Origin of the sequence: Dyella sp. (genome assembly GCF_036384435.1) — a bacterium.
Taxonomy (GTDB): Bacteria; Pseudomonadota; Gammaproteobacteria; order Xanthomonadales; family Rhodanobacteraceae; genus GSA-30.
In genome coordinates this window covers 1-11,309 of sequence record NZ_DASVMI010000100.1, presented here as the reverse complement: position 1 = coordinate 11,309, position 11,309 = coordinate 1, and the positions used below count along the sequence as shown (strand labels likewise).

At 62.8% G+C, this 11,309-nt stretch carries 3 protein-coding genes; all 3 read right to left on the bottom strand.

Annotated elements, in window-relative coordinates:
• Window positions 1-572: TauD/TfdA family dioxygenase (locus VF436_RS10110; RefSeq protein ID WP_330903893.1), on the bottom strand; the 572-nt coding region annotated here is incomplete at its 3' end.
• Window positions 573-590: 18 nt separating this feature from the next.
• Window positions 591-9,077, bottom strand: coding sequence for an amino acid adenylation domain-containing protein (locus VF436_RS10105; protein WP_330903892.1), 8,487 nt, complete (start codon window positions 9,075-9,077; stop codon window positions 591-593).
• On the bottom strand, window positions 9,074-11,309 hold a 2,236-nt coding region (locus tag VF436_RS10100; protein ID WP_330903891.1), incomplete at its 5' end, for an amino acid adenylation domain-containing protein. The genes VF436_RS10105 and VF436_RS10100, both read right to left, overlap by 4 nt.

The window sequence follows — 11,309 nt, the reverse complement described above, 5'->3', positions numbered from 1 at the left end:
ATGCCCTGGCTGGCGCAATAGCGGGCGACTTCATCCGGATCATCAGTCTGGAAGGCATCCTGCCAGGAAAGATCGATCATGTTGTGGAATACACGATCGTAGCGAACACCCAGCCGCGCGAATTTCTCGAAGATGGCCGGATCCAGTCGACGCCGAACTTCGCGCATGTCCGCGATGGGCGTTGCACCTCCCACAGCTGCGGGAGTGATACAGCAGAACGCGAGCTTCCTTGGCCACTGGCGTTGATAGGCGTTTTCGTTGTGCAGTGGAATCTCCCGGTCAGCCGGGTATTCGGTGGCAGTATAGACACCACGCCCCTTGCCCGTGCGTGGAGTGGACCGGTAGCGATAATCCAGCAGGGGAATGTCCAGCGCCTGTACCGCCTCGGCGAAATCAGCCGAGTCGGCGACGGCGAAGCCACGGAAAAGCAGGGCTCCGTGTCGCAGCAGTTTCTCACCGATGGCCTCGCGCGACCGCGAGATGTAATCCGATAACCGGTGCGGTTCGCCCGCCTGGATCAGCAAAGGTGTTCGCTGGCCGGGTACCAGCAGTTCCTCATGCGACATATTCATGATCGTATTCCTTGGATGTCATGCTGGTGTGGGCACTTGTGTGACCAGGTGAGGGGCGATCGTGTTCAGCACGGATGGCGCGAGCAGGTCGTGATGTCCGGCGTCCACCGCCAGGTAGACGCTGTCGGAGTGCGACCGCACGTTCCACCATCGGGCCATGTGCCAGGGCGATTGTTCGGAGGGACGCTGGCGTGCCGCTTCCACGACCACCATGGGGCAGCGCAACGGAGCGCGCGTAAAAGCGGCGATATAGCCAGCGCCATCGCGGCAGGCAAGAAACAGGCGATCCTTCAATGCCTGATGCTCACCTGCCGGCGAGGCTGGTGAAGCCGGGATCAGGTCGTCCAGATAGTCGCGGATGTCCTCGTCAGAGACCGGGCCGCGGCCGTAGATGTCTTCCGCGCCAAGCGGTGTGGCATCGAGCATGACCAGGCCCGTTATCTGTTCACCGGATGCTTCCAGGCGCTGCGCCAGTCGATGCGCGACATAACCGCCCAGCGACCAGCCCAGCAAGTGGTAAGGGCCGTTGGGAACCGCTTCGCGCATCGCATGCAGGTAGACGTCCACCAAGGCGTCCAGCGAAGCGGGCCGATGCCTTCCCTGGGCAAGTACGGGGGCATTGAATGCGTAGACGGGCTGATCGTCCGGCAGCACGTCGAGCAGGCGACTGTAACCGGTTCCCAGCCCGGTCAGCGGCGGCAGGCAGAACAAGGCCGGGCGCTCACCTTCGATGCGCAACGGCAACAGCAGCGGCAGCAGCTCATCGTCGGCAACATCGTTCGAAGCGTTGCTATTGCCAACGGCAGGGACTGCTTCGGCCAGAGACGCCATGGCGGTGAGCTGGGTGAACCATGCGGCAGCCAAGGCATCGATCTCCGCAGCATCGAACAGCTCGCCGGCCCAGCGCCAATCGGCGACCACGGTGGGACCATCGTGATCGTCCACGACAATGGCGTTGAGCGTGATGGCGTGGCTCAGTGGGCGTTCGGGCTGACCTGCAAAGCGGGGTTCCCAGGATGCTGGTTGCCAGTCACCGTCCGAAGGTCGTTGCCGCCCCAGGAAGTTATAGGCCACCTGCGGCGCCTCGAATGCCGCAAGCGGATCGCGTGCGGTGTTCGACAGATAGCGCAGCACCCCGTAACCAATCCCGTGATGCGGCAGTTGTTGCAGATCATGCGCGACACCTGCCACCGCATCGGCCAGCGAACGGTCATCGGCATGGCCGGCGCGCAGGGCGATCGGGTAAAGGCTGGTAAACCAACCAGCGGTCCGCGACAGGTCGATGCCATCGGCCAGGTTTTCACGGCCGTGGCCTTCCACCTCGATGCGCACCAGATCGTGCGCGACAAGCCCGCGCGTGGCACGCCAATCACGCAAGGCACGTACGAAGGCGGTCAGCAACAGCCTGTGCAGGTTCGTGCCCAGTTGTGCCGGCAAGCGGTCGAGCAGTGGCGCGGCGATTGATGATGCAAGGCGGGTGCGATGCCTGGATTCGGTGGCATGGGTATCGCGCTGCGGATCGAGTGCGCGCCGGCCCAGTTGCGGATCGGGCGTGGCCTGTATGGCCAGCCATTGCGGCAGTTCCGCAAGCAACGCGGCATCATCGGCGATGTGTCGCAAATGCCGCGACCATTCCGCATAGCTGCTGGGCACGGGATCGAGCTGGATTGGCGCGGTCCCTTCGGCCTGGTCATAAGCCGACGCCAGGTCGGCAAGCAGGATCTGCCAGGACACGGCATCCACCGCGATGTGATGGATGACCAGTAACAGGTAGCCCGTTGGCTCGCCGGCATCGAGCCAGCGCGCCTGCACCATGTGACCATGCTGAAGATCCAGGGATGTCTCAGCAGATCGAGCCATTCGATCCAATGCGTCACGGACCTCATCGGGACGGGCCGTGGCCGTCTGCAACAAGGTGTCGGCCTTGATTGTTCCCTCGGGCTGCACCTTGAGCAGGCAAGCGCCGTTGCTGTCAGGTGCGATGACCAGGCGCAGGCTGTCATGGCGATCGACGATGGCTTGCAATGTCCGGCACAGGCGTTCAGGCGTCGCGCCCGGTGGTGTGCGGACCAGCGCGTGCTGGTGATAACGCGGACTCGGCCCACCCGTCTGCAGGAACCATTGCACGATAGGCGTCGGCACGATGGTCGTATCGGAGGCCTCGTCATGAAGCCTGGTTGCCGGCGCCGTGGACTTAGGCATGGTCGCCAGCGGAACTGCCGCTATCGCGAGACCGGCAACACTCGATGCGCGGAAAATGTCGCGTGGCGTGATCCGGTAGCCCGCCTTGCGCATGTGGCTGATCAACGTGATCGACAGGATGCTGTCGCCGCCAAGGTCGAAGAAGCTGGCGTCGATATCCACGGATGCGACGCGCAGCACTTTGCAGAACAAGCCTGCCACCAGGATTTCCATGGGCGATGTCGCCTCGCGTCCGGCGCTGGCTTCTTGAGCCATGGGCACCGGCAGCGCCTGGCGATCGATCTTGCCATTGGGAGTCAAGGGGAGGGCGTCAAGCGCGATGAGCTGGGCAGGCAACATGTAGTCGGGCAGGCTGGCGGCGAGTGCCTGCCTGAGCGCGGCGACATCCAGCGACTTGCCAGGGGACGCGCCCGCATAGCCGATCAGTTGTTTGCCCTGGGCGGTATCGTGCAGTACCACAGCAGCCTGCGCCACGCCCGGCTGGCGTGCCAGGCAGGCTTCAATTTCGCCCAGCTCGATACGAAAGCCACGCAACTTGATCTGCAAATCGGTACGGCCCAGATAATCGAGCCTGCCATCGGCCAGCCAGCGGACGAGATCACCCGTGCGATAGATACGGCTGCCGGGTGAGCCGAAGGGATCAGCCACGAAACGTTCGGCGGTGATACGTGCGCGTCGCAGATAACCGCGTGCAAGGCCGGCGCCTCCGACATATAGCTCACCGGGTACGCCGGGCGGCACGGGTTTGAGCTGCTCGTCCAGCACGTAGACGCGCGTGTTCCAGATCGGGCGGCCGATCGGTACGCTGGACGCATGACGCATGTCATCGGTGATCTGCTCGACGACACAACCGACCGTCGCTTCGGTCGGACCGAATTCATTGATCAGGCGGATATGAGGATAGGCCTGCTGCCATGTTGCGATGTCCGCCGGCGGTAGGGCTTCACCGCCAAGCATCAAGGTGTCGATCGCAGGAGCCGACTGTTCGAGTGACTGATTGAGCAGGCTCAGATGCGCCGGAGTGAGCTTGACCAACTGGTAACCATGCCCTTCTTGGGCGCTGGCCAGATGGGTGAGCTCCTCGCCACTGGCTGGCAACGTAACAGCCTGCCCGGCCAGCAGGGGACCGAAGAGCAGGGTGACGCTGCCATCGAATGCGGTGGAAAGCGTCAGCGGCGATCCACCTTGTCCATCGCGGTAATACTTCGCATTGCTCCAGGCGAAATAGTTGGCGGCGCTGCCGTGCTCGATGACCACGCCTTTGGGGCGGCCGGTTGATCCAGAGGTGTAGATGGCATACGCCGGATGACGCATGAGCAGTGGCGCGCGTCGGTGCGTATCGTCGGGATTGCCGGTGGCGAGCCGGCTTACCTGTTCGCGCGTATCAGCATCATCCATGCTCAGTGCGCGCGTTACGGCAGGCAGCGTGGCGAGGGTCGCGTCATGGCCCAGGACCAGCAAGGGCGCAGCGTCGGCCAGCATGAAAGCCAGTCGATCGGAGGGTTGCTGCATGTCCAGCGGCACGTACGCGGCGCCGGCTTTCATGACGGCGAGCACCGCCACCAACAGGTCGATCGAACGTGGCAAGGCAATGGCAACGAAATCCTCAGGGCCGACGCCTTCTTCGACCAGCTTCCAGGCCCATTGATTGGCACGAGCATTCAGGCCGGCAAAATCCAGATCATGGCCGCGTTCGCGCACGGCGATGGCGAGTGGGCATTCCGCGACCTTTCGCTCGAACAGGCCCGGTAGCACCTGTTCCTCGATCGGGTGCGTCGTGGCATTCCAGGTGTGGACGATACGCTCGTACTCGTCCTGGCCAAGCAGGTCGACCCGGCTCAGGGGTAAGTCCGGATCGTGTGCCACTGCCCGCAACAGGCGGCCAAGGCGCGTGGCGATCATTTGTGCGGTATCACGGTCGAACACGTCGCTGGCGTATTCGAGGTAGATCGCAAGGCCGTCAGGCTGCTGCGCGTGGTGGCTTTCGACGAAGTTGAACGAGAGGTCGAACTTGGCGATGTCGATGTCCATCGGTTCCGGTGTGACCACCAGTCCGGACAGGTTATAACGGGCTTCGTCGTTGTTGTGCAGCGCCACCAATACCTGGAACAACGGATGATAGGCGCTTGATCGTTGCGGGTTGACCCATTCCACCAACTGCTCGAATGGCACGTCCTGGTTGGCATAGGCCTGCAAATCCACGGAGCGCACGCGATCGAGCAACTGGGCGAAGCCCGGGTCGCCCGATACGTCAGTGCGCAGCACGAGATTGTTGATGAATACGCCGACCAGTGACTCCAGTGCTTCGTCGTCGCGGCCGGCTATCGGCGTACCGACCACGATGTCCTGGCCAGCCCCCAGGCGGCTGAGCAAGGCGGCTACGGCGGCGTGTATCAGCATGAACAGACTGGCCTGGGCCTGGCGCGACAGCGCAAGCAGGCGTTGGTGAACGTCCGCCTCGACGCGCGCCTGGACGTGGCTGCCACGAAAGCTTGCCTGTACCGGGCGCGGGCGATCAAAGGGAAGCGTGACCTGTTGCGGCATTCCATCGAGTTGCTGCTTCCAGTAGCCAAGCTGTTTCGACAACGGGCTGGATGGATCGTCGGGCTTGCCCAGCCATGCGCGCTGCCACAAGGCGTAATCGGCGTATTGCACGGGCAACGGATGCCATGCGGGCGATTGCCCTGCCATTCGCGCGGCATAGGCGTCTGCAAGATCTTTTGCCAGAGGCGGCCATGAAGCACCGTCGCCGGCGATGTGATGGATCAGCAGCAACAGGACGTGCCGGTCGTTGGTCGTCTGGTAAAGCCACGCCCGTATGGGCGCTTCGCGATCCAGGGCAAAGCGATACCCGGCAGCTTGTGCCAATGCACCGGCCACCTGGTTTTCGGCCAGCAGCGCCGACTCGAGCGGGCAGTTGGCGGCATCTGCATCCAGTACATGCTGGAAGGCCGTGCCGCCATGTTCGACAAAGATGGTGCGCAAACTTTCATGGCGAAGCACCAGGTCATCCAGCGCGGCGCGCAGTGCTTGGGTATCCAGCGGGCCGTCAAGTCGCAACGTCAACGGAATGTTGTATGTCGCTCCTGGACTATCCAGTTGTTGCATGAACCACAAGCGCTGTTGCGCGAACGATAGCGGCAGCCTTTGCTGGCGAGGTTGTGGCCGCAACGGTTCGCGCGTGCCGTGGTGCATGCCAAGGCGTGGCAGCAGACCGGACACGCTTGGCGATTCAAACAAGTCGCGAATGGACAACTGGCAGCCAAATGCGGTGCGGATGCGTGCTACCAGCCGGGTGGCGAGGATCGAATGGCCCCCCAGTTCGAAGAAGTTGTCGTCGATGCCGATATCATCCAACCCCAGCACGCCGGCGAACAGATGAGCCAGTGTCTGCTCCTGGGGTGTTCGCGCGCGACGCCCGCTGGATGCCGCGTATGTCGGCGCAGGCAACGCGCGTTGGTCAATCTTGCCGTTGTTGTTCAACGGCAGGGCATCGAGCGTGACGAAGGCCGAAGGCAGCATGTACTCCGGCAACGTGGCCGCGATGCGCTGTTTGATGGCATCGACGTCGATGTGCATGCCCGTGACCGGCACCAGGTAAGCCACGAGTCGTTTGTCGCCCGGGCGATCTTCACGCAGCAGGAGCGCGGCGCGCGCGATGGCGGCATCCTGGCAGATCAGTGCGTCGATCTCGCCCAGTTCGATGCGGAAGCCGCGAATCTTGACCTGGTGGTCGGTACGGCTGAGATAGTCGAGTTGGCCGTCATCCAGCCAGCGCACCAGATCGCCGGTGCGATAAAGTCGGTCGCCCGACTGGAAAGGATTGGCGACGAAGCGCTCCGCGGTCAGTCCGGGGCGATGCATGTAGCCGCGCGCGAGTCCGGTACCGGCAAGATACAACTCACCTGGCGTACCCGGGGGAACCGGGCGCAGCGTCGCGTCCAGTACATAGGCCTGGGTGTTATCCATGGCCGCACCGATAGGCACGCCATGCTGTGGCAACGGTCGGCCATGGAGCGGATAACAGGTGGCGAACGTGGTGGTCTCGGTCGGTCCGTATACGTGCACCAGCTTCAGCGCCGGAAAATCGGTCATGGCCTGGCGAAACACATGCGCGGATGCCGCCTCGCCGCCAGTCCACAAGGTGCTCATGCCAGCCAGGCAATCAGCGTGCTCCTCTACCAGCAGGCGAAATAACGCCGTGGTCAGAAACGCGGCCGTGACGTCATGCTGCTTGATGAGACTGGCCAGCGTCGCCAGGTCCAGCTTTCCAGGTGGGGCCATCACCATGAGCTGGCCGTTGAGCAGCGGCACCCAGATTTCATAGGTGCACGCATCGAATACCAGCGGCGAATGCATCAGGACACGCTGTTGCGAGCCATCTTGCCATCGACGATCCCAGGCATGGTCGACGATGTTGCGCTGGGTGATCGCGATGCCCTTGGGCGCTCCGGTCGAACCGGAGGTATACATCACATAAGCCAGTTGATCCGGCCGAGCACGGTCCTGTGGCGGCGAATCGATGTACTCAAGCGTATCGCCATCGATCGGCATGACGCGATGGTCGCCTGACGGCCAGCACTGCAAACGCGACGTTTCGGTCAGTAGCAGGCTGGCCCGTGTATCACGCAGCATGTGGGACAGGCGTTCGGCGGGAAAGCTTGCATCCAGCGGCAGGTATGCAGCGCCCGCCTTGATCACGCCCAGCATGGCCACCAGCAGAAGCGGTGAGCGTTCCAACCCCAGTGCGACGACCGTCTCCGGGACGATGCCTGCTTCTATCAATCGATGTGCCAGGCCGTTGGACGCCTGGTCCAGTTGCGTATACGTCAACGTGCGGTCGTCGAAGGTGCGAATGGCGATGGCCGAAGGCGTTCGCTGGGCCTGCCGTTGGAAAAGCGCGGCCAACGTGGCGTCGGGTGTTGCGTGTTCGGTGCTGTTCCAATCCTGCAACATGACTTGTTGCTGGGCATGGTCGATCAGCATGATATCGTCCAGATGCCGTCCGGGGTCGGCCGCTACCGCATCGAGCAAAAGAACCAGTTGGGCGGCCAGTGCCCGGGCCGTGGATGGATCGAACAGATCCAGGGCGTAGTCAAGGTCCAGCGTTATTCCCGAGGCCATGCCTTCGTGATGATGTTCGGTGAAGCTGAACGTCAGGTCGAACTTGGCGATATTGAAGGCCAGTTCTTCGCTGTGGGCTTTGATACCAGGAAGAGAAAGCGTGGCGTCGGCGTTGTTTTGCAAGGTGACGGCCACCTGGAAAAGCGGATGCCGTGCATTGGAGCGGGCGGGATTGAGCGCTTCCACCAGTTGATCGAACGGCAGCTCCTGTTGCGAATAGGCGGCCAGATCGATATCGCGTACGCGTTGCATCATCTGGATGAAGCTCGGATTGCCTGAAGTATCCGTGCGCAGAACCAGCATGTTCACGAAAAAGCCGACTAGGTCTTCCAGCGCTTCGTCCGTGCGGCCCGCAAGCGTGGTGCCCAGCGGAATATCATGTCCCGCGCCGCGCTTGCTCAACAGCATGGCGGTGGCAGCGTGCAGCAGCATGAAAAGGCTGACGTCGTGTTGCCTGGCCAGTGCAAGCAGTCGGGCATGCATCGACGCATCGAGCCTGACGGCATGCTGGCCGCCGCGATAGCTGGCTTGCACGGGTCGCGGGCGGTCGTAGGGCAGGACGATCTGCTCGGGCAGGTCACGTAGCTGTGCTTTCCAGTAGTCGAGCTGGATCGCCATGGCACTGGTCGGGTCATCCGCCGCGCCGAGCCATTCACGTTGCCAGATGGCATAGTCTGCGTACTGCACGGGCAACGGTTCCCATGCAGGTGCCTGGCCAGCGCTTCGTGCACGGTAAGCGGTGGCCACATCGCGCAGCAGCGGAGCCATGGACCAGCCGTCAGCGGCGATGTGGTGGACCAACAGCAGCAGCACGTACCGTTGCGGCGTGCATTGAAAGAGCGTTACGCGAAAAGGCAGTTCCCGATCCAGCGCAAAACCATGACGCATGGCGTTATCGAGCAAGCCAGGCAGCGCTTCGTCACTGGATGAGACTTGTTCGAACCCGATGGTGGCTTCTGCCGCAGGCGTGATGCACTGACGGGCGATGCCATCGATCTCCTCGAAACGGGTGCGCAGCGATTCGTGACGCCTGGCGACGTCCTGTATGGCCTCGCGCAATGCATCCGTATCGAGCGTGCCTTCCATGCGCAACGTCAGCGGGATGTTGTATGTCGCGCTGGGGCCCTCGTATTGATGCAGGAACCAGAGTCGCTGCTGGGCAAAAGACAGGGGAGTCATTCGGGCGTTACCTCGCGGCGAGTCATGGCGCGAAGCGAGGGACGTGCCTTGGGTGCCTGGAGCAGCCTGGCTGCCAACGATGCGACTGTCGGTGCATCGAATACCGCACGCAGTGACAGCTCAACGGAAAATTCAGTGCGAATGCGGCTGGCAAGGCGCGTCGCCAGCAGCGAGTGGCCGCCCAGTTCGAAGAAGTTCTCTTCGATGCCCGGCTCGGGGATGCCAAGGACATCGGCAAACAGCGTGCATAGCCGCGCTTCGCGTTCATTGCCTGGGCGCTGGCCGCCCGTGGAATACGAAGGAGCTGGTAAATTGCGCCGATCCAGTTTGCCATTGGGTGTCAGCGGCAAATGCGCAAGGGCGACGAATGCGGCCGGAAGCATGGGCTCGGGAAGCGTTCGGGCCAGCTTCGCGCGGAGCTCGCTGGCATCCACGGAAGAGGCGACCACGTAAGCCACCAGTCGACGATCGCCGGGTCGGTCTTCGCGCATGATCACGGCACATTGCTCGAATCCTTCGCGGGTCAGCGCCAGTTCGATCTCGCCCAGTTCAATGCGAAAGCCGCGTAGCTTCACCTGCCCATCCGATCGACCCAGGTAGTCGAGGCAACCTTGCCGAGTCCAGCGCACCAGGTCGCCACTGCGATACATCCGCTCTCCCGGTACGAACGGATCGGCAACGAATCGTTCGGCGGTCATGGCGGGATCGGCGAGGTAGCCGCGAGAGACGCCGACACCGGCGATATACAGCTCTCCGGTCACGCCGACCGGCACAACGCGCAATGCCTGGTCGAGCACGTAGCAGCGCATGCCATCGATCGGCTTGCCGATAGGCAGGGTCGTCGCTTGATCGGCCACATCCTGCACCGCGTAAGCCGTGGCAAACGTCGTGGTTTCGGTGGGGCCGTAGCCGTTGACGATACGCAAGGACGGGTGGCTCGTGGCGATGCTTCTGACCGCGCTGGGCGACAGCACGTCGCCGCCAGCCCACACTTGCTGCAACCCGGCAAAAGCCGAGGGCATGTCGGCGGCCAGTTGATGGAACAAGCCTGCGGTAAGCCACGCCGCGGTCACCTCGTGGCGGGCAATCGAGGCCTGTAGCGCGGGGCCTTCCGCCGATTCGCCGTCGGGTAGCACGGCGATTTTTCCACCCTGAAGCAGGGGAACCCACAACTCATAGGTGGATGCATCGAAGGCGTGCGGCGAATGCATCAGCACGCACTCGTGTGCCTGCCGGAAACGCTGGTCCAGGGCCAGGGCGACGATTTCCCGCTGGCCCACGGCAACTCCCTTCGGCGTGCCGGTGGAGCCGGAGGTAAACATCACATAGGCCAGGCGCTGCGGATGATCGACGGGAAGTGACGGGAGTGTTTCCGTCCCCGTGTCGGCGACATGTTCGTCAACGCGAAGTACGTCCAGGGAATGCTCAAGCTGTCGCGACGCGAGGCTTTCATCGGCCAGCAACAGGCGGGCGCCGCAGATATCGAGGATCTGCTCAAGCCGCTGATCCGGCAACTGTGCATGCAGGGGAATGTAATAGCCGCCGCTCTTGATGATGGCCAGTATGGACACGACCAGATCAATGCCGCGCCGTTGCAGGAGTGCGACTCCGTGTTCGGGACCGATACCCCGCGCGATCAGGTGGCGCGCCAGCTGATCGCTGCGCCGGTCGAGTTCGCGATAGCTCAGCGATTGCTCGCCACAGGCAACGGCCACCGCGTGAGGGCGATGACGTGCCTGTGCGCGGAACAGCGGCATGAGGCCTGATTCAGGCAAGGGCTTGCTGGTGTCGTTCCAAGCCACGAGCATGCGCTGTCGCTGCTCGGCGTCGAGCAGGTCGATATGCGTTACCGGCCGGTCGGGCATGTCGACCATCGCATCAAGCACACGCAACCATTGCGCGGCGAAGTTTTCGACGGTCGTGCGGTCGAACAGGTCGCTGGCGTATTCGAGCTCGCCGGTCATGCCTGCTGGAGTGCCATCCACCAGGTTTTCGGTCAGGCTGAAGCTGAGATCGAACTTGGCAATGTCCAGTGGCGGAAGGTGTCCGGTCGCGTCCACGCCTGGCAGGTTGAGCGGCCATTGAGCCTGGTTTTGCAGCATCAACATGACCTGGAAAAGCGGCTGGTAGGACTGCGAGCGGGTCGGATTGATGGCTTCGACCAGCCGTTCGAAGGGAACATCCTGGTTGGCATAGGCGGCCAGTGCGGTATCGCGTACCCGACCGATCAGG

Coding starts and splice junctions, on each gene's coding strand:
- VF436_RS10105 (WP_330903892.1), bottom strand. CDS start 9,077: ATGACTCCCCTGTCTTTTGCCCAGCAGCGACTCTGGTTCCTGCATCAA.